The organism is Streptomyces sp. NRRL S-646 (assembly GCF_000720765.1).
GTDB lineage: Bacteria > Actinomycetota > Actinomycetes > Streptomycetales > Streptomycetaceae > Streptomyces.
Genome location: NZ_JODC01000010.1, coordinates 230,947 through 249,692, shown reverse-complemented (window position 1 = coordinate 249,692; position 18,746 = coordinate 230,947). Strand labels below are relative to the sequence as shown.

The 18,746-nt window shown below is 69.3% G+C and carries 17 protein-coding genes and 2 pseudogenes; 4 read left to right on the top strand and 15 right to left on the bottom strand.

The genetic code is table 11. From position 1 onward, the window contains the following. Positions 1-5 precede the first annotated feature (5 nt). From IH68_RS0127015 to IH68_RS56500, 10 genes are all read right to left on the bottom strand, one after another. A complete protein-coding gene (locus tag IH68_RS0127015) occupies positions 6-707 on the bottom strand; it encodes a hypothetical protein (RefSeq protein WP_030939925.1) in 702 nt (233 codons plus the stop codon). After that, on the bottom strand, positions 704-2,560 hold the full coding sequence (locus tag IH68_RS51880; RefSeq protein WP_051833749.1) for an ATP-binding protein: 1,857 nt from the start codon (positions 2,558-2,560) through the stop codon (positions 704-706). The genes IH68_RS0127015 and IH68_RS51880 overlap by 4 nt, the downstream gene beginning before the upstream one ends. Beyond that, the gene (locus IH68_RS0127005) at positions 2,557-3,396 is read right to left on the bottom strand and encodes a Pvc16 family protein (protein ID WP_078912624.1); all 840 of its coding nucleotides are present in this window, start codon (positions 3,394-3,396) and stop codon (positions 2,557-2,559) included. The genes IH68_RS51880 and IH68_RS0127005 overlap by 4 nt, the downstream gene beginning before the upstream one ends. Beyond that, a complete protein-coding gene (locus tag IH68_RS0127000) occupies positions 3,393-4,499 on the bottom strand; it encodes a hypothetical protein (protein ID WP_030939918.1) in 1,107 nt (368 codons plus the stop codon). Before IH68_RS0127000 ends, IH68_RS0127005 begins: the two co-directional genes overlap by 4 nt. Next, positions 4,489-5,346, bottom strand: a complete 858-nt coding sequence (locus tag IH68_RS0126995) for a DUF6760 family protein (protein WP_030939916.1) — start codon at positions 5,344-5,346, stop codon at positions 4,489-4,491. The genes IH68_RS0127000 and IH68_RS0126995 overlap by 11 nt, the downstream gene beginning before the upstream one ends. 3 nt (positions 5,347-5,349) lie before the next feature. After that, positions 5,350-5,850 (bottom strand): phage tail protein, encoded by a 501-nt coding sequence (locus IH68_RS0126990; RefSeq protein ID WP_030939914.1) that lies wholly within the window; start codon positions 5,848-5,850, stop codon positions 5,350-5,352. A gap of 27 nt (positions 5,851-5,877) precedes the next feature. Beyond that, positions 5,878-7,809, bottom strand: a complete 1,932-nt coding sequence (locus tag IH68_RS0126985) for a phage tail sheath family protein (RefSeq protein WP_234341637.1) — start codon at positions 7,807-7,809, stop codon at positions 5,878-5,880. A 5-nt stretch (positions 7,810-7,814) separates the two neighbouring features. Beyond that, positions 7,815-8,087 (bottom strand): hypothetical protein, encoded by a 273-nt coding sequence (locus IH68_RS56505; protein ID WP_030939908.1) that lies wholly within the window; start codon positions 8,085-8,087, stop codon positions 7,815-7,817. A 55-nt stretch (positions 8,088-8,142) separates the two neighbouring features. Then, positions 8,143-8,814, bottom strand: a complete 672-nt coding sequence (locus tag IH68_RS0126975; RefSeq protein ID WP_159403728.1) for an AfsR/SARP family transcriptional regulator — start codon at positions 8,812-8,814, stop codon at positions 8,143-8,145. Between the two features lie 223 nt (positions 8,815-9,037). Further along, on the bottom strand, positions 9,038-9,238 hold the full coding sequence (locus IH68_RS56500) for a hypothetical protein (RefSeq protein ID WP_159403727.1): 201 nt from the start codon (positions 9,236-9,238) through the stop codon (positions 9,038-9,040). A gap of 538 nt (positions 9,239-9,776) precedes the next feature. On the opposite strand from IH68_RS56500, the pseudogene IH68_RS50185 reads away from it, so the two are divergent. Next, a pseudogene (locus IH68_RS50185) lies at positions 9,777-10,904 on the top strand (IS630 family transposase). Positions 10,905-10,969: 65 nt separating this feature from the next. Continuing rightward, complete coding sequence (locus tag IH68_RS0126960; protein ID WP_078912621.1) at positions 10,970-12,550, top strand: IS1182 family transposase; 1,581 nt, start codon at positions 10,970-10,972, stop codon at positions 12,548-12,550. 83 nt (positions 12,551-12,633) lie between these two features. Here the strand turns inward: IH68_RS0126960 and IH68_RS58295 are convergent. The 5 genes and pseudogenes from IH68_RS58295 to IH68_RS0126940 form a co-directional block, all read right to left on the bottom strand. After that, positions 12,634-12,824 (bottom strand): annotated as a pseudogene (locus tag IH68_RS58295) (IS982 family transposase); the annotation flags it as partial. 712 nt (positions 12,825-13,536) lie between these two features. Then, the gene (gene msrB, locus IH68_RS0126955) at positions 13,537-13,944 is read right to left on the bottom strand and encodes a peptide-methionine (R)-S-oxide reductase MsrB (protein WP_030939902.1); all 408 of its coding nucleotides are present in this window, start codon (positions 13,942-13,944) and stop codon (positions 13,537-13,539) included. Between the two features lie 13 nt (positions 13,945-13,957). Next, the gene (murC, locus tag IH68_RS0126950) at positions 13,958-15,346 is read right to left on the bottom strand and encodes a UDP-N-acetylmuramate--L-alanine ligase (protein WP_030939900.1); all 1,389 of its coding nucleotides are present in this window, start codon (positions 15,344-15,346) and stop codon (positions 13,958-13,960) included. Positions 15,347-15,545: 199 nt separating this feature from the next. Next, the gene (locus tag IH68_RS0126945) at positions 15,546-16,019 is read right to left on the bottom strand and encodes a hypothetical protein (RefSeq protein WP_030939898.1); all 474 of its coding nucleotides are present in this window, start codon (positions 16,017-16,019) and stop codon (positions 15,546-15,548) included. Positions 16,020-16,152: 133 nt separating this feature from the next. Further along, the gene (locus IH68_RS0126940) at positions 16,153-16,992 is read right to left on the bottom strand and encodes a pyrimidine reductase family protein (protein WP_030939896.1); all 840 of its coding nucleotides are present in this window, start codon (positions 16,990-16,992) and stop codon (positions 16,153-16,155) included. A gap of 37 nt (positions 16,993-17,029) precedes the next feature. On the opposite strand from IH68_RS0126940, the gene zapE reads away from it, so the two are divergent. Next, entirely contained in the window at positions 17,030-18,136 is a 1,107-nt protein-coding gene (gene zapE / locus IH68_RS0126935) for a cell division protein ZapE (protein ID WP_030939894.1), read from the top strand. A 154-nt stretch (positions 18,137-18,290) separates the two neighbouring features. Further along, entirely contained in the window at positions 18,291-18,683 is a 393-nt protein-coding gene (locus IH68_RS0126930; RefSeq protein WP_030939892.1) for a hypothetical protein, read from the top strand. Positions 18,684-18,746: the final 63 nt, after the last annotated feature.

Genomic DNA, 18,746 nt, shown 5'->3' with positions numbered 1-18,746 from the left:
GCGCATCACCCCGGGATGACCACGTTGGCGACGTCGGTGACGTTGGCGAGGTTGAGCGCCGACATCACCTCCGTGGCGGCCTTGGAGTACAGGTACGGCACACTGCGCCCCTCGATGACGGTGAGGCTGACCGCCGCGGTGGCCCGGATCGGGTTGAGATCGGCGCTGAACTCGGTCTCGGTGATGTTCAGCGCGTTGATGTTCACGGGCAGGACGCGTTTGCGGCCGAAGATGAACAGCACCAACGGCGGGTTCGCACTCCGCGTGAAGCTGAAGCCCTTCGGCTTGCCGCCCAGCCCGAGCAGCTTGTCGGCGACCAGCCCGAGCATGCTCTCGCTCTTGGGCTGCACCATCAGCTCCAGGGTGGCCAGTTGCGGGCCTACCCCAAACTGCTTGGCCAGGACCTCACCGTCGCCCAGGCCGTCAGTGGCGTCGAGCCGGATGTCGAAGGCGACGGTCTGTTCCTGCACCGACACGACCTGCTGCTTCTGCAGGTCCAGCAGATTGTCCACGGTCGCGTGGTAGTCGCGCAGCGACGAGCCCGCCCCGTCGGCCCGCGCGCCCGGGAAGGTGACGGACAGCGACCGGTTGCGAGTCAGCTGCAGCGGGTTGAACTGGAAGACCACCAGCAGTGGCGGCAGGCTCAGCCCGAACTCCACGAACGCACCTCGCAGGATCTTCGGCCGCCCCGGGAATCCGTCGGTCATGACGCCCTCCGCTCCGGCCAGAGCCGGCCGATTTTGTCGTATTCCCAGCGGGTACCGCGCACCAGATGCCCCTGGCGGATGACGCCCCCGTCGGCGGCGGCGAGGAACGCGGCGTTGAGTACGATCGTGTGGATGCTGCCGCCGCTCACCGGGAAGTCCCTGGCCAGCACTCCGAGATCGAGGTCTGGGGCGACGGGTGCCTGGACCGGGAAGTGGGCGTGCCAGATCCGCAGTCTGCTGTCGGCCTCGGGGAACGGGAACTCCACGGTGAATCGGATACGGCGGGTGAAGGCCTCGTCGAGGTTTTGCCGCAGGTTGGTCGCGAGGATCACCGGGCCGTCGTGATCCTCCAGCTTCTGCAGCAGATAGCTGGTCTCGATGTTGGCGTAGCGGTCGTGCGCGTCCGACACCTCGGTGCGCTTGCCGAACAGGGCGTCGGCCTCGTCGAAGAACAGGATCGCGTCGGCCGCGGCGGCCTCGGCGAACAGCCGGGCGAGATTCTTCTCGGTCTCACCGATGTACTTGCTGACCACGCCGGACAGATCCACCTTGTACAGGTCGAGACCGAGGTCGCCGGCCAGCACCTCGGCGGCCATCGTCTTGCCGGTCCCGGACGGACCGCTGAACAGGGCGCTGAGCCCTTGTTTCGTGCGCTCGCCGAAGCCCCAGTCCGTGTGGACGCGGTGATGGTGGCGGATCTGGTTCCGAATGTCGGCGAGCAGTTCCAGCCGGTCCGCGGGAAGGACAAGATCGTCCCAGCCGACCCGAGGCGTCACCTTGGCCGCGAGCGGGCCGAGCCGGTGCTGCGACTCGGCCCGGCAGGCCTCCGTCAGGTCCGCCAGGGTCGGCTCGCCGGGATCGCCCGCCATGATCCGCCGCTGCTCGGCCAGTTGTGCGGCCGCCCTGATGCGCGAGGGCGGCAGCCGGAACCGCCCGGCCAGCTCGTCCGCCCACTCCTCGTGGCCGCCCAGTGCCGCGCGCCACGCGGCCGCCCGGTGCGCGGGATCCGGCGCCGGTACGGTCACCCGGTGCACCACTACCCCGGGCAACTCGCCCAGGTCGCCGTCCGTGAGGAACACCAGCCACCCGAAGTCCGCCACGGCCGTACGCAGCAGATGTGCGGGCCCGGCCCCGCTCAGGTGGACCCCGCCCCGCTGCAACAGCCCCTCGCGTACGGCCGCCCGCACCAGGTCGGTCCGTTCCTCGAGGTCCACCTCCAGCAGCGGAACGCCCAGCCGGGCACAGACCTCCCCGGCGAGGCCGGCCGTTCCCTCCGCACCGCGGAGTTCGAAGACCAGGGTCGGCCGTTCATCCCCCGACCAGTGGTGGTCGATCAGCCGCAGCAGCCCGTCGACCAGCCGCGGATCGGTGTCGAGGCCGTCCGGGGAGTGCCGGCGGACCGAGCCGCGCAGCCGGGCGTCGATGCCCGGGGAGCCCAGCAGGAAACGGCGGATCCGCGGGTCGAGCGCCCACGCCCCGCGCTCGTCCTGCCCCAGTACCTCCATCCGGAGCAGCGGCGCCGAGTCGTCGAGCAGGTCCCGGCCGACCCACCGGGCGCGCTCGTCCGGCCAGAGCAGCTGCAACAGCGCCGCCGGGCCGGGCCGTTCGTACCCGTCCCGCAGGTCGGGGGCGAGGCAGGCCACGACGGCGAGCAGTTCCACCGAACCGAGCCCGAACAGCCTGCCCAGCAGCGGCAGCCCGAGCCACACGCCCTCCGCGAGCCCGTGATCCACCCTCGTCTCGATCTTGGCGGAGAGCTCGTCGAACCCGGCCATGTCCCGCTCGCCCAGCAGGTCCAACCGGCGAAGTTCGTCGGCCAGATGCTCGGCATTGTCCCGGTACCCGCCGCTCATGACGTCACCTCGAACAGGAACGTACGGCGAAAGATCCCGGACACGTCTACCCTCACCTCGTACAGCCCCGGCCCCAGATCGCCTGCCGGCTGTGCCGTGAACCGGTCCTCGCCCAGCAGTTGCTCGGACACCACCGGATGACCGCCCACCCAGACCCGGGCACGCCATCCCGCGAGGTGCTTCCCGGTGAACGTCAGCGGGGTCCCGGCCGTTGCGGAGACAGGGCTCATCTCCGTGACCACCGGCGGATCCAGCGGCGCCCGCACATCGGGCACACCGATCCGTCGTACCCGCTGGGGCATCGGCCGCTGCGCCGCCTGAGACACATCGAGCTGAACGGGCGAAACCTGGTACGCCACCGACAGCCGGAACGGCTCGTCCAGGGACGACCACAGCCGCCCCACACCGTCGGGGTCCAGGTTCTCGCCGACGATCTGCAGTTTCTCCTTCGCCCCCAGAAGCCCTGTGTCCAGATACTCCTCGGGGATCTCCGGATGCTCGTGGAAGACCCGCATCGCCTCGCCGAGCAGCTGGTGCGCGGCGGCATTCCCGGTCTGCGGATCATTGGGGGCGTACGCCGTCAGCAGGTACGACAGGGACAGCGACAGCGGAGGCCGGGTGAGGTGCGGCGGAGTTCCCGGCCTGATCTCCCAGTCCTGGTTCCTGAAGAACGGGTGCTCCACCACGCGGAACAGAAACAGATTGAGCCGCCGTGCACCGCCGGTCTCGTCGGGGGACAGCACGGTGACGTCGGGTGGCGGAGTGATCCCCAGTTCATGCGTCAACAGGGTCCGCAGCGAAGAGCTGACCATGCCAAGAGCCGTTGCTTCGCTCATCGCAGGATCCTTCCGCGCTGGCGCCCCAGATACCGCCGTTCCCAGAACGCCACGGGCAGTTCCGCGTCGTCGTCCGCGTCGACGGGGTTCGACGTGCGGCGCCGGGCCTCAGGTCTTACGGGTTCGGGATCCTGAGTGGGTTCCGGGGGCCTGTGTTCCTCCGGCGGGGCCGTCACGAAGACCTCTTCGGCGAAGTCGAGTGCGGCTGGTCCGGGGGGTGGTGCGTGCTCCTCGTCGGGGCTCGCCGTGACCGCGGGGTCCGGCCCTTGCCATGACTTGGGGAGAGGCACCGGCCGGGCCGCGACGTCCCCGGTGGCGTTGCGCGGAGTCTCGCTGCCCGATCCGGTAGGGGCGCGCGGAATGTCTCGGCTTGAGTCCGTCTCGGCGTGCGGCACCTCCCAGCTCGAACTGGCAGCGGTGGGCGTCCTGTCCGGTGCCGATCCGGGGTGCACGCCGTCCGAGCTCGGCATTTGCCGGGACGGGGTGGGGGCAGGTGCCGTTGAGGACATACGGGTGCCGCCGTTGCGATCCCGGGTGTTCGGGCCGCTGTCGTCCAGGATGAGCCAGGACTCGACGTGTGGCGGAGCGCTGTCGGCGGGGTGAGCGGAGGAACGGGCGAGTTCGCCGGTCGGCGCGGCACGCGGCATGCCGGGGGAGGAGGGCCGAGCCTCTTCGCGCTCGGAGTCGAAGGCCGCGAGGCCGGGGCCCGGCGGCTCCGGGCGTGTCGGCCGGTCCGGGGCCGGGGAACGCTGTGGCTCGGTGCTCACTGCTGGTGCCGTACCCGGCTCGCCGGGCGTCAGCTGCGAAGTCCCCTTTCGCGGGCGGAAGTTGGTCTGCGGCACCCGCCCTGAGGCAACGGGGCCGCTTGGGGGCGGGGGCGGGGCCGGCAAGTCGACTGGGGGTGCCGACTGTTGAATGCGGGCGTGGCCGGCGTACGGCGTCTGCCACGCGGTGAGGGGATCCTGCAGCGTGAGGGAGGTGTGGAGGTAGCGGAACAGCGGGGGCGCCAGGGGACCGGCGAAGGTGATGTGGGGGACGTCGTCGTCCGGGAGGCCCAGCAGGGCGCGGACGGTGGCGCGGTGGCGGAAGGTGTCAGGTGCCATCGTTCATCGCCCCGATCGTCTCGGCGATCGCGTCGATGTAGACGCGGCGGCGATCACGCGGCATGTCCAGGACGTCCCGTTCGCTCCAGTGGTAGTGGAACGCGAGGTAGTGGACCTCCTGGTAGAGGAGCCGGGCGTCGGTACGCAGATCACCGAAGAGGAAACGGTGGATGTCGAATGGCGCGATCAACGCGCGGCCGCATTCGGGGCACGTCGTCTCCAGCGTCTGCTCGACCCGCGGAGCCACGTCGTGCATGCGCCGCTCGATCTCGGCGCGGGTGGCGGAGGGGAGAGCCGTGATCTGCTCCGAGGCGGGCGAGTGAACGGTGCCCAGGCGGAGCAGACAGCGGGTCAGCAGCCCGGTCAGCGCGCGTGCCTCGTTCCGGTCGACCTCGTCGGCCAGCGCCTCCTGGTCGGCGCCGGTCGGCAGGCGGAACTCGGCCTCGCCGACGCAAGGGTCGCCGAGCGCGACCGTGTACGTGGCGGCAGGGGAGGCGGAGCGGACGACCGGAACGTCGTCGACGGAGAAGGCGAGCGAGATGCGCCGACCGCACTCGGGCCACGGGCAGATCAGACTGGCGTTGACGGCGTCACCGAAGGTCGCCCGGCGCAGCCGCAGCAGCAGGTAAAGGCGATCGGCCACCAGGAGATCCTCGGCCACCTCCGCCGGAACCGGACTGATGGTGCCCAGACGGCGGACGCAGCGGCTCAGCACGGTGGAGACCAGGGCGGCACCATCCACGCCCGCGAGCAGCTCCTCGTCGTAGCCGGTGAGCGGGGAGAGCTCGAACGTGCGGTGCAGTTGACCGGCCGCGTCCCAGTAGCCGCCCGGCAGCTCGTCCTCCATCGGTCAGGTCTCCTTCGGCTCGGCCACCGAGACGTCGCGGACCCAGCCTTCGTTCTCCAGCTTGATCGAGGTGATCATCACGGCGTTGCCGCCCGCGTCGAGTTGGGGCAGCGCCTGGTATTCCGACACCCAGCAGCGGTAGACGAGGTAGGCCAGCACCTTCTGCCCCGCCGGGTTGTAGACCTCGATGCTGATGTCCTTGCGGAACCCGGCCAGCGACATCGCCGCCTCGCCCTGGAAGTTGTTGACCTTGTTCGCCCACAGCTCGAACGTCGTGTCGTGGGTGACCCCGGCCTCCAGGGTGATCGGGTCGTACTTGGTCTTGCCCGGAATCTGCCGCGGCGCGCTCGGGTCGCCCGCCTCGTACCAGGGCGTGACCTCCGTGGTCCGCTTGAGCGCGCTGCACTTGTTGAGCGCCGCCACGTACTGCCCGTCGATCATGATCTTGAACTTGTACCCCAGGTACGGGTCGAACCGGGTGCTGTTGACGGTGAACCTGGCCATCGGCCGCCCTCCTCGGACTCCTGGGAGCTAGCCGGCGGCCAGCCCGGCCTGCTGGCTGATCCGTACGACGACGAACTCGGCCGGTTTCAGTGGTGCGAAGCCCACCAGCACGTTGACGATCCCGGCGTCGATGTCCGCCTGGGTGGTGCTCTCGCCGTCGCACTTGACGAAGAACGCCTCCGACGGAGTCGCTCCCTGGAACGCCTGCCGCCTGAACAGCGTCATCATGAACGCTCCGATACTCAGCCGTAGTTGGGACCAGAGGGGCTCGTCGTTGGGTTCGAACACCGCCCACTGGATGCCCTGGTAGATGCTGGTCCGCAGCATGATCGCGGTGCGCCGTACCGGGACGTACCGCCAGGCGGGATCGGCGGAGACCGTACGGGCACCGAAGGCGACCACGCCTGCGGTGGGGAAACGTCGGATGACGTTGACGCCGATCAGGTTCAGGGTGCCGTGCTCCACGTCGCTGAGTTCGACGGCCAGACCGACAGTGCCGTTCAGCGACGCTTCGGTTCCCGCGGGAGCCTTCCACACGCCGCGCGAGGCATCGATCCGGGCGTAGAGACCGGCGACGTACCCCGACGGTGGCAGAAGGACCGGGCTGTTGCTCGCGCCGGCCGGGTCGATGGCCTTCACCCATGGGAAGTACAGCGCGCCATAGGAGTTGGCCACGGTCAGGCTCTTGCGGAAGTTCTCGGCCTCCTCCCTGGCGTCGTCGTGGGAGAAGGTCTCACCGATGAAGAACATGTCCTGCAGCGGCCTGTTGGCGCAGTAGGACATGCCCTGGCTGGTGAGGGCCGCTCCGCTCACGCCAGGTACGGCCAGCAGGCTCGCGTCCGTGACCGTGTCGAGTCGGGCGAACGCATCCGTGAACAGGGCGTCCGTGATGGGACTTGTGCCGTCGCCGCCCGGCGCGGCGGCGCCGACGACACCGCCGGTTACGGCGTCGCCGACCTGGATGGCGTCCGCGACGGCCGGCCGCCGTACTCCGATCCCGTCCTGCGACTGGCCGCCTCCGGACGAGCCGAGCTTGAGCAGCATCGTCGCGTCTTTCTGCGCGGCGGGCTGGATCCGTACGGACGAGGTCGCGGAGGTGGTGCCGGACCGCAGGACCAGCCGGGTCGACTCCACGGCACAGGTGAAACCGGAGAAGGCCGCGTCGGGTGTGGACTGGTGTTTCTTTGTCAGTGCCCGTACGGCAGTCTGGATCGCCGCCGCCACCTGGTCCGCGGTCGCGGTCGCGGCGCCGGCCGCGGCGGGCAGCTGGATGGTCTGGAAGCCGTCGTCGTCCAGGCTGATCCGGATGTTGAGTTTGTCGTTCAGAGGCAGTGACGGGGGGCCGCCCGCCGTCTGACGGCCGCGGGCGAGCGCGACGTCGGCCGCGTCCAGGGCAGCGTCAAGCAGGGCCGAACCATCGGCGAGCACGGTCGCGGCGAAGCGGGGCGAGGCCGGGTCGACGCTCAGATTGTCGAAGTCCTCCAGCAACGGGAGAGTGTCGAGCGCCTCCGGGACCGTGCCGGGGTCGCGCTGGCGCCGGATCCGCAGCCGGAACTCCCGGCCCGGTTCCAGCGTTCCGTCCTGGATCTGCAGCAGCAGCGAGTTGCCCCACACGCCTTTGCTCCGTGCCGTGAACGTCACTCCGGCCGTCGGGGTGTCGGCCCGGTTGACGACCGTCACCGATGCCAGGGCCGCGTCGGCCCTGGCGACCCGGACGACGTAGCATTGCCGGCCGCCGTTGTTGAAGTACTGGAACACGCTGTGCGCCAGGTACCCCTCGCCGATGAACGACCCGTAGTTACGCTGGAACTGGGTCCAGCTGGTGACCAGGGTTGCCTCGTCCGGGCCACGCTCCGCGAGCCCGACGAAGGCGGCGGTGGAGGTGGAGGCGACGTCCAAAGGGCGCACCCCGCCCGCCGTCTCCGCCACGTACACGCCCGGATAGCTCGGCGTCACCATGGTGGTCACCCACTCCCCGTCGTCTTCGGCGACCTTGTGCGCCTTGTCGGCTTCCCTACGATCTCGTCGGCTTCCCGTTCGGTTGCGTCGGCTTCCGACACGGTCTCGACCTTGATCAGGCCGCGCTCGCGCAGCTTGGTCACCTTCGCACTGCCGGTCACTTCGACCTCGGGCAGGTCCGCCGACTCCTCGCCCGGCGACAGCCGCACGGTCTCCCCGCTGACCAGGGGCACTGTGACGGGTCCCGACACCAGCAGGCTGCTGATCCTGACGGCCATGCCGACCCTCCCGACGCTGGGGAAACCATCCGCACGTCATCGTCGGCCGGTGCCGTCACCGCCGCGTCACTGGCGCGTCGCGGACCAGCTCGGCCAGATCCGGCGCGAGCCGTACCCCCAGTTCACGGTCCAGTAGTTCGGCGTACAGGTGCAGGCAGCGACGTGTCTCCACCCAGTTGCCCGCGGCCAGATGTGCCTCGGCCAGGACCCGCTGTGCGCTCTCCCGCAGGGGCTCAGCGCCGACCGCTACGATCGCGGCTTCGATGGCCTCGGCGTGCAGTCCGAGGGTGGACAGCTGACGGCTCTGCGCCTCCAGGGCATGCAGCAGCCGCTGTCGCAGGCGTTCCCGCTCGATCAGCGCCCAGTCGTCGTACCAGCCCGGCAGCAGCTCCAGCGCGGCCAGGTTGTCGGGTACGGTCCGCAGCTCGGGCAGCGTGGCGCTGCCGTCGATGACGCGACTCGCCCAGGCGCTGACGGTGTGAGTGTCGACGACGACCTCGTGGCGCATGAGGAAGCCGTTCCTGTCACTGTCGAGCAGCGGGACGTCCATCCGGTTGAGCCGCCAGAGCGCCGACCGCAGATTGCCGCCGGCCCGGGCCTCGTCCTTGACCGGCCAGAGCGTCCCGGCCACATGGGTACGTCCCACCCGGCACCGTCTCAGCGCCACGAAGACCACCAGCCGCTGGCAGCTGCGCGGCACTTCCAGGGTCCGGAGCCCAAGGGTCACACAGGGCTCACCGAAGAGGTGCAGTACGGGCGGGGGTTCATCACCCCCGATCGGGACGAGATTCGCTGGAAAGACCATCGGGTTCGCCGGGCCCGCTGGGAAAACGACCATCCTGCCCTCCCTCTAAAGGGGGCAATTCGCGTGAGCGGAGGGTTGGTTCCGGCAACAGAGGGTAGTTCCGGCGCGTCACCGATCCGTCACCAGCCCTCTCAGTCGGGATTTATCAGCGAGGTGGGGTGTCGGCAATGAATGTCTGCAGGAATTCACGCACAAGAGTGACAGCGGCCTCGGTATCAGTGGTGGTGGCCTTGGCGGTCAGGGCCTGCCCAAGGTCAGGCTTCACCCGCACCGTGATCAGCGGACCGTAGGGCTGGGCCTCCACCCGCACCACACACACTCCGACTCTCTTCTGTTCGGGAGGCATGCACGCAGTTTTCTCCCCCATCTGTCACCACGGCGTTACGACAGGCACTTCGCCGGGAGGCATGGGTCAAGTGAGGCGCCCGAGGCTATGCGTCTTTGTGATTCTAGACGGATATGCAATTCATGGCTCTCGGACCACAGCACCAACGGCGACTGCTCGGACGAGCCAGACGCGCTCGCCCCCATTGATCGCCTTCAGCAGGAGTCCAACGGTTACAGCGATCGCAAGGCAGCCGCAGACGGCAGCCCCGCCTTGCGAGCAGCTTGCAGCAGAGGATCAGATTCCTCCACAGCCTCCTGTGCGAAAGTGTCCCGCCGTACGGCGACTGCCCCCTCATCCGTGATGACCGGCTCATCGCTACACCGTTTCCGGCTGTTACCAGGGCTTCGGTGAAGGTGGCGCCGCGGACGTCGTGCAGGGCCTCAACCGTTCAGTGGTCGCGGACGAGTTGGGCGAGCCGGGCCCCCGAGCTGCGCGGCCTAGCCGTGGACGGTGGGTTTGCACCGTATCCGTCGAGCACTAGTGACCTGAGTCGCTGATGCGTCGTTTGATATGCATGGGGCGTCCGGGGCCGCAATTGGCCGAGTTGGTGTTGTCGGAGCATGAGCGTGAGGTGCTCGGTGGGTGGGTCCGGCTCAATCCACGCCGCAGGCACTGGCGTTGAGGGCAAGGATCGTGCTGGCGTGTGCCGAAATCGAGCCGGACGGGCTGCCGCGGTCGGCCAGTTCGGTGGCCCGGCAGGTCGGGGTGACCACCGAGACGGTCTCCAAGTGGCGGGCCCGGTTCGTCACCCACCGGCTGGACGGACTCGGGGACGCGCCCCCGGCCCGGCCGGGGGCGCACGGTCACCGACGAGCACGTCGCTGAACTGCTGCGGCTCACCCTCGAGACGAAGCCGAAGAACGCCACCCACTGGTCAACCGGATCGATGGTCCGCAGGGCCGGGATGTCGCAGTCGACGGTGTCGAGGATCTGGCGGGCGTTCGGCCTCAAGCCACACCGCACTGAGTCGTCCAAGCTGTCCACCGATCCGTTCTTCGTGGACGGGGTGCACGACGTGGTGGGTCTGTACCTCGATCCGCCGGAGCGGGCGCTAGTGCTGTGTGTGGATGAGAAGTCGCAGATCCAGGCGCTGGACCGGTCGCAGCCGGTGCTGCCGATGATGCCCGGGGTGCCCGAGCGCCGCAGCCACGACTACCTGCGCGCGGGCGCCACCACCCTGTTCGCCGCGTTGGATGCGGCGAGCGGGAAGGTGATCGGCTCGCTCCACCGCCGCCACCGCACCGCGGAGTTCAACAAGTTCCTCGCCAAGCTCGACCGGGAGGTCCCGGCCAGCCTGGACGTGCACCTGATCGTGGACAACTACGGCACCCACAAGACCGAGCCAGTCCGGCGGTGGCTGCTGTCTCATCCCCGCTTCCACCTGCACTTCACCCCGACCGGCTCGTCCTGGCTGAACCTGGTCGAGCGGTGGTTCGCCGAATTGACCTGCAAGAAGCTCCAGCGCAGCGTCCACCGCTCCGTCCCCGCCCTCGAACGCGACATCCGCGCGTGGATCAAGGACTGGAACACCAACCCCCGCCCGTACGTATGGCACAAGACCGCCAACCAGATCCTCGACAGCCTCGCCGGTTACTGCCGACGCATCAACGACTCAGGTCACTAGAAGATCACTGAAAATGTTGCGGGTTCTGGCTCCGGATCATGCGGTCCGGGGCCAGTCTCGTGGGTATGCAGGGCGAGTGGACCGGGGAGCCGGTCGGGCCTGATGTATGGGAGACCTGCCGAGAGTTGATCCCGCCGGGCAGTGTCTTCGCGTTCCTGGCCGAGCACCGTGAGGTGCTCTTCCCGCCGGAGATGTTCGCGGACATGTATCCGTCGGCCAACGGGCGCCCGTCAATGCCACCGCAGGTGCTGGCCGCGGCGGTGATACTGCAGAGCCTGTACCGGCGCTCGGACTTCGAGGCGGTGCTGGAACTGCGCTGCGAACTGCGGTGGAAAGCGGCCTGCGGGCCGGGGCTGCTCGACACCGCCTTCGACCCGTCGTTGCTGACCTACTTCCGGCGTCGGCTTCAGCACTCGCGAGACCCGAACCGGCTGTTCGCGAAGGTCAAGGAGGCCATCATGGCGACCGGTGCGCTCAAGGGAAGGCAGCGCCGGGCGCTGGACTCCACCGTCTTCGACGACGCGGTGGCCACCCAGGACACCATCACTCAGCTCATCGCCGCTACCCGTGCGGTGCTCCACGAAGTCCCCGGGGCCGACCGGGTCGTCGCCGCGTACTGCACTGCGCACGACTACACCGACCCAGGCAAACCCACGATTGCCTGGAACGACGAGGCTGCCCGCGCGGCTTTGGTGGACGCGCTGGTCACCGACGCGCTCAACGTGCTGGGGCACTCACCCGACCAGCAGCTCGGCGAGGCCGGCGCGAACGCGGTCGGCATCCTGGCCCTGGTGGCCGGGCAGGACATGGAACCCGCCGAGGGTTCCGACGGCGGCACCGGCCGGTGGCGGATCGCCCGCCGCACCGCCCGCGACCGGATCGTGTCCACCGTCGATCCCGCCTCCCGGCACATCCACAAGAACCGCACCCATCACCAGGACGGCTTCAAGGGGCATGCGTCCTTCGAGCCGGAAACGGGCCTGTTCACCGCGGTCGCCCTCATCGGTGGCGGCGGCGCGGACCACCATGAGGCCGCCGTGGCAGCCCAGTTGCTGGCCGAGGAGAGCGGCACTCTGACGGTGCTGGGCGATTCCGCCTACGGAACCGGCGATCTGCGTGCTCACCTGGACGAACGGGGCCACCGGGCGGTCATCAAACCGGCTGCGAAACGGCAGGCCGTCCCCGGCGGTTTCACCGTCGACGACTTCGTCATCGACGCGGCCGCGGGCAAGGCCGTCTGCCCGGCCGGACAGACGGCCAACCTCGGCCGCCCACACACTGACGGCGCCCGCACCGCCCAGTTCAAGAGCGTCTGCGGCCCCTGTCCGCTGCGGGAACGCTGCACCACGTGTAAGACCGGACGGCTGATCAACATCCATCCCCGGCACGCGGAGCTGGCCGCCGCCCGCCGCCAGGCCGCCACCGATGCCGCCTGGCAGGCCGAGTACAAGCGTTGGCGGCCCCCGGTCGAGCGGGCGATCGCCTGGCTGGTCGCGGGCGGCAACCGCAGAGTGCCCTACCGGGGAGTGATCAAGAACGACACCTGGCTCCATCACCGGGCCGCCGCCCTCAACCTCCGCCGACTGATCAACCTCGGACTCACCCGCACCGCGGACACCTGGACGATCAAGGTGGCGAATCCCTGACTCGGGGGCGCACCCCGCCCTCAAATCCCAGCTGACCTGGCAAGATTTTCAGTGATCTTCTAGACGAATAGTTCCGATATGGCTCAGTGGTCGTAGGCGATCAGTGACCTGGTGATGGGGGCGCCGATGGTGCGGTTGTGCCAGATCGCGCAGTCATCGCCAGGATCCGCTGGGCCACCCGGACGCCGACACCTTCGATGGTGCGGCCTCCGTGCTGTTCGAGGTCGAGCTGGCCCTTGAGGGTGTCGTTGACCAACTCGATCAGCTGCCGCACGGTCTTGAGCAGGGCTGCTGGTCGGCCCTGCGACCTTCTGCGCGTGGCCCCGCCGGGGACTCGCACCTGCGGCCAACCGCGCCACCCCCATGCCCGGCGCCCCGCACACGGCCACCACGGGCGGCGGCAGCCCCGCTGGCACTGCCCCCGGCCCCCGCCATGCGAGCCCCGAAACCCTCGCCCCACACGGGCACGACGCCACCTCGCCGCACATACCGGCTTGCTGACTCTTCGTTCAGCCCACCCCAGCCAGAATCCAGCCGCCGTACAGAGAACGACGGATGACGACAAATGACAATCCGTCAGTTCATCCAGCCAACATCCAGCCGCGGGTACGCCAACGGGGCCGACCTGGAATCGGATCGACCCCGCCTGATCTGCATATTTGTCTAGTTCGCCAGGTCCATGCTAATGCGTGGCCTATACATTGAAGCGGAACTCCACCACGTTCAGAACAACACTCCTCGGCACACCTGTCGGCATGAACGGCACGGACTACCGCCCAGCCGGATGCTCTCGAATCACCGAGTCACCGCCCCCGACCAGCGGATCTACTCATTCCGGTGCTCCATACCCCCGCCGGGTGCGGCCGCTCAGAAGTCGAACCTGCAGCCTAGGACCCCCGGGACGCCCCTAAAAAATCCCGGTCGCCGAACCTCCGCCCCACGAGCCCACGCCGCCGCCTTCAACAGGCGACGATGCACAAGCACGTCTATTCTTCGTCGGGGATCAAGCGCATCGAGATCGAGTTGATGCAATACCGCTGGTCGGTAGGCGTCTGATAACCCTCACCCTCAAAGACGTGCCCAAGGTGAGAGCCGCACTTGGCGCACCGCACCTCGGTCCGCACCATCCCGTGTGAATGGTCGGACACCAGTTCCACCGCATCCGAGTCGCGTGCATCGTAGAAGCTCGGCCAGCCGCAGTGCGACTCGAACTTCGTGGTGGAGGTGAACAGTTCGGCGCCGCAGGCGCGGCACGAGTACACGCCCGCGGTCTTGGTGTCGGTGTACTCACCCGTGAAGGCGGGCTCGGTCGCGGCCTGGCGCAACACGGCGTACTCGGCCGGGGTCAGCTCCGCACGCCACTGCTCGTCCGGCTTTTCGACGTCGTACGACATGAAGCTCAGCCCCTTACTTCGCGAGATGGTCCAGGATGCGCGGTCCGAGGTCGGTGACATCGCCCGCGCCCATGGTGAGAACGAGATCACCCGCCTTCGCCATTCCCGCCACGACCTCGGGCACCTCCGCCTTGTCGTGGACGGGCGTCACGTCCGCGCCCGCGGCCCGCGCCGCCTCGATGATCAGCTCGCTCGTCACCCCGGGGATCGGGTCCTCGCGGGCGGGATAGATGTCGAGGACCACCGACGCGTCCGCCAGGGCCAGCGACTGCCCCATCTCCTTGCCGAGCTCCTGCGTCCGGGAGAACAGGTGCGGCTGGAAGACGACCAGGATCCGCGCCTCGCCGGCCGCGGCGCGCATGGCCTCCAGGTCGGCCGTCATCTCCGTCGGGTGGTGGGCGTAGGAGTCGATGACCTGGACTCCGGCCGCCTCGCCCTTCAGCTGCAGTCGGCGCTTCACACCGGTGTACGCGGCCAGGGCCGGGGCCAGCTCGGCGGCGGGGACGCCCAGCGCGACGCCCGCCGCGAGCGCGGCCACGGCGTTGTGCGCGTAGTGCCGGCCGGGCACGGAGACGGCGAAGGTGAGCTCCTGTCCGTCCAGCAGGACCGTGACCTCGCTCTTCAGCCCCTGCGGGACCACGGACAGGACACGTACGTCGGCGTCCTCGGCGTCTCCGTACGTCACCGTCCTCACCGAACCGGCCAGCCGACGGGTCAGCTCCCGCGCACCCTCGTGATCGGCGTTGATCACCAGCGTTCCGCCCGGCACGATCCGTCCGGCGAACGTCTCGAAGGACTCGTAGATCTCGTCCATGGACGCGTAGTTGGCGTGGTGGTCGAGCTCGACGTTGAGGACGATCGCGACCTCGGGCGCGTACTTGTGGAAGCTGCGGTCCGATTCGTCGGCCTCGGCGACGAAGATCTCGCCCTCGCCGTGCAGGGCGTTGGAGCCGGGCGCGTCCAGGTCGCCGCCGATCGCGTACGAGGGCTTCAGCCCCAGCTCGCTCAGCGAGACGGCCAGCATCGACGTCGTGGTCGTCTTCCCGTGCGTACCGGCGACCGCGATCGGCCGCAGGCCGTCCATCAGCGCGGCGAGGGCGTCGGACCGGTGCACCACCGGAATCCCGAGCTCGGCCGCGCGGGCCAGCTCCGGGTTGTCCTTGCGGATCGCCGACGACACGACCACACAGCTGGCGTCGTCGGCAAGATGCTCCGCCGCATGCCCGACATGCACGGTCGCACCCAGCTCCCGCAGCGCCGCCGCGGTCTCCGACTCCTTGGCATCACTCCCGGCCACCTTGGCCCCACGCTGCGCAAGAATCTTCGCAATCCCCGACATTCCGGCGCCGCCGATCCCGATGAAGTGCGGTCGGTCCATGGCGGGGGGAAGGCCGGGTGCCATGTGTTGTCTCCCTGTGCGTGCGGTACGGCGAACTTTCAGCGGCCAGCCTATTCGGTACGAGGTCCCACGCAGACCATCAGGCGCCGGGCCCTGCACTCCCCCAGGAGCGCCGGGTTGTATCAATTTGCGGCTCCGCCGCGTGGGCGCGACCAGCCACAACGAACCCGCACCCGCAAACGCACCGCACCCCCCACGGCGACTAGGCCTTACTGTGCGAGAACAGCTTCAGCACCGGCACCCCCACCTTGTGCCGCGCCCGAGACGCCCAGTCCCGATGAAAGAACTCCTCCACGTAGTGGGGATCGGTCAGCACGATCACCTCATCGGCGTCGACCTCGTCCACGAGGGCCTTGAGCGCATCCAACGGATGATCCTCGATCAGCCGCCCCTCGGCCCCACTGCCCGCAACCTGCAACGCCTGCAGCGACACCTCCAACGCCCGCTCCCCGAAGGGCCTCGCGGCCTCTCCCTCGGGGACGTCCCGCTCGCGCGCGACCTCGTCCAGCTCGCCGAGCGCGACGTCGTCGATGGCCCGCAGCAGGCGGTCCGCCTGGTCGCCGCGGGGCTGGAGCAGCACATGGAAGGAGACCTCCTCGTCCCCGTGCAAGCTGGTGACGAACTCCACGTCTGCGGACGTCAGGGCCTTCTCGATCATCAATACGCTTGTGAACACCGGGCGCCCCTTCTGCGGAAACCATCCTGCCCCGTGATGTCACGGGGACTGCGAGATTCAGTGTGCCCGCCCCGAGCAAAGCGGAACGGTAGGTTCCGCCGTTTTCGGGACCGGCGGTACCGCTGAACGATTGTCAGGGCCGCTGGTAGCGGGTGAAGAGAAAACCCTCCTCCTCCAGCAGCGAGGCGAGGACGAAGCGTTGCGGAACCGCGACCGACGGCCCGCCCGCGATGCGCTGTGCGTCGCCGGCGGTGAGCATCGGGGAGACGGCGAGGCAGAGCTCGTCGAGCACTCCGGCGGCCACCAGCTGGCCGAGCAGCCGGGGGCCGCCCTCGGTCAGCAGCCGGGTGTACCCGAGATCGCCCAGGGCCCGTACGGCGCGGGCGGGCTCCACGCCGACGCCGTCACCGGCGATCACCACCCGGGCGCCGGCCTTCTCGGCGGCGGCGACCCGGTCCGGGGCCGCCGCGGCGCCCGTGAGGACCAGGGTCGGCACCACCGGCGAGGTGAACAGCGGAAGGGAGAAGTCCAGGTCCAGGCTGGCGCTGACCACCGCGATCGCCGGCGCCGGCGGCTGCCCGGCCGCCTGCCGCAGCTCCGCGAACTCCGCACGCGCGCGTGCGGGCCGGTACCCCTCCTGACGTACCGTTTCCGCACCGACGACCACGACGTCCGCGAGCCCGCGCAGGGTGCCGAAGATCCGCATGTCGGCCGCGCTGGAGATCGGCTGCGACCGCCCGTCGTGCTGGGCGGCTCCGTCGAGTGTGGACACCATGTTCGCGCGCAGCCACGGGACGGGCCGTCCGCCGGCGGTGGGCTCGGGGTAGGCATAGGCGGCGGCGAGCTCGGCGAGGCTCCACTCGCGGTCGGCCGGGACTTCGGGAACACCGGCCCCAGCTGTCACACCCTCCTCGCCGGGAGTTGCAGAGGCTTTCGGCACTGTCTCGTCGGTCACAGGGAACAGGCGTCGCATGTCGTGCAGTGTGGCACGGCCCTTAGCATGGGGAACCGTGTCGTCCTCCCCTTCCGCCCCCGGCCTCAGCCCGATAGCCGACGCGGCCCCGCTGTCCCTGTGCGCCCGTGCACCGCACGTCCCCGCGGACCGCCTGGTCGCCGAGATGGTGCCGCCGCCGCGCTTCGACTCGGTCCGCTTCAGCACCTACATTCCGGACCCGAACCAGCCCAGCCAGACCGAGGCCGTCCGGGTCCTCGAGGGCTTCGCGGGCGGCCTCGGCGGAGCGCACGCCGTCGGCGGCGGAAAGCGCGGCTTCTTCGGATTCGGGAAGCCCAAGGCGCCGAAGATCCCGGCCGGCCCCCGCGGCGTCTACCTCGACGGCGGTTACGGCGTCGGCAAGACCCACCTCCTCGCCTCCCTCTGGCACGCCACCCCGGCGGAGCCCGCGCTCAAGGCGTTCGGCACGTTCGTCGAGCTCACCAATCTGGTCGGCGCCCTCGGCTTCCAGCAGACCGTGCAGACCCTGGGCGGCCACCGCCTGCTGTGCATCGACGAGTTCGAGCTCGACGACCCCGGCGACACGGTCCTCGTATCGACCCTGCTCGGCAGGCTCGTCGACGCCGGAGTGGCCCTCGCCGCCACCTCCAACACCCTCCCCGGCAAGCTCGGCGAGGGCCGTTTCGCGGCGGCCGACTTCCTGCGCGAGATCCAGGGCCTGTCCGCCCACTTCCGCGCTCTGCGCATCGACGGTGAGGACTACCGCCACCGCGGCCTGCCCGAGGCGCCGGCGCCCTTCTCGGACGAGCAGGTGACGAAGGCGGCGTACGCCACCCCGGGGGCCTCGCTCGACGACTTCCCGCGCCTCCTGGACCACCTCGCCAAGGTCCACCCCAGCAGGTACGGCGCGCTGACCGACGGCCTGAAGGCGGTCTGCCTCACCGACGTCCGCCCCGTCCCCGACCAGTCGACCGCTCTGCGGCTCGTGGTGCTCGCGGACCGGCTCTACGACCGCGAGGTGCCGGTGCTGGCCTCCGGGCTGCCCTTCGACCGGCTGTTCAGCGAGGAGATGCTGAACGGCGGCTACCGCAAGAAGTACTTCCGGGCGATCTCCCGGCTCACCGCGCTGGCGCGGGATGGCAAGGGACTCGCCGAGAGCGACTAGTTCACGCCACCCCACCAGCGCATTTCAGGCTCTCTTCAGCTGGAAACGTTAAGTTAACCCTGCAAACAACTTTGCAGGGTTAACGTGTTTCTTGACCGGTGATTGACCATTCCTTGGTCGATGCAAGAGGCGTGAGTGGCAGGAAGGGGGGCGCATGTTCCGAGGTACGACGACCCGTACGGTCCTGGCTCTGCTCGCCGCCGCCCTGCTCGCCTTCACCTTCTTCGCGCCCACCACGTCCTTCGCAGCCGCGCACACGGTCCGTCATGCCGTAGCCAAGGATCTGCCCGGAACCAAGCTCTCGGGCAAGGCACTGCGTGACGAGGCCGCGACGTTCCGCGACTGCGGAGTCTCCGGGGCCCCGACCGGCCCCCTGCGCCCTCGAGAGCGTCATGTGAACCCCGGATGCACGCCGGAGGAGCCCGAGCGCCCACTGCCGGCGCAGGACCCGGCCTCCGTCCACATGCCGGTCGCGAACCGCGCCCATCACCTGTCGAGACCCTCGACATCCCACTCTCCGGCGGCACTTCAGGTCTTCCGCTGCTGAGGGAGAAGCAGAACAGCGCAGTTCCCCACACCTGTCCTGCCCACACCGACGCGCCGTCGCGGC

Coding starts and splice junctions, on each gene's coding strand:
- IH68_RS0126995 (WP_030939916.1), bottom strand. CDS start 5,346: ATGGAGGACGAGCTGCCGGGCGGCTACTGGGACGCGGCCGGTCAACTG.
- IH68_RS51880 (WP_051833749.1), bottom strand. CDS start 2,560: ATGAGCGGCGGGTACCGGGACAATGCCGAGCATCTGGCCGACGAACTT.
- IH68_RS0127000 (WP_030939918.1), bottom strand. CDS start 4,499: ATGGCACCTGACACCTTCCGCCACCGCGCCACCGTCCGCGCCCTGCTG.
- IH68_RS0127005 (WP_078912624.1), bottom strand. CDS start 3,396: ATGAGCGAAGCAACGGCTCTTGGCATGGTCAGCTCTTCGCTGCGGACC.
- IH68_RS0126940 (WP_030939896.1), bottom strand. CDS start 16,992: ATGCGACGCCTGTTCCCTGTGACCGACGAGACAGTGCCGAAAGCCTCT.
- IH68_RS56500 (WP_159403727.1), bottom strand. CDS start 9,238: ATGCCTCCCGAACAGAAGAGAGTCGGAGTGTGTGTGGTGCGGGTGGAG.
- murC (WP_030939900.1), bottom strand. CDS start 15,346: ATGGCACCCGGCCTTCCCCCCGCCATGGACCGACCGCACTTCATCGGG.
- msrB (WP_030939902.1), bottom strand. CDS start 13,944: ATGTCGTACGACGTCGAAAAGCCGGACGAGCAGTGGCGTGCGGAGCTG.
- IH68_RS0127015 (WP_030939925.1), bottom strand. CDS start 707: ATGACCGACGGATTCCCGGGGCGGCCGAAGATCCTGCGAGGTGCGTTC.
- IH68_RS0126990 (WP_030939914.1), bottom strand. CDS start 5,850: ATGGCCAGGTTCACCGTCAACAGCACCCGGTTCGACCCGTACCTGGGG.
- IH68_RS0126930 (WP_030939892.1), top strand. CDS start 18,291: ATGTTCCGAGGTACGACGACCCGTACGGTCCTGGCTCTGCTCGCCGCC.
- IH68_RS56505 (WP_030939908.1), bottom strand. CDS start 8,087: ATGGCCGTCAGGATCAGCAGCCTGCTGGTGTCGGGACCCGTCACAGTG.
- IH68_RS0126985 (WP_234341637.1), bottom strand. CDS start 7,809: ATGGTGACGCCGAGCTATCCGGGCGTGTACGTGGCGGAGACGGCGGGC.
- IH68_RS0126960 (WP_078912621.1), top strand. CDS start 10,970: ATGCAGGGCGAGTGGACCGGGGAGCCGGTCGGGCCTGATGTATGGGAG.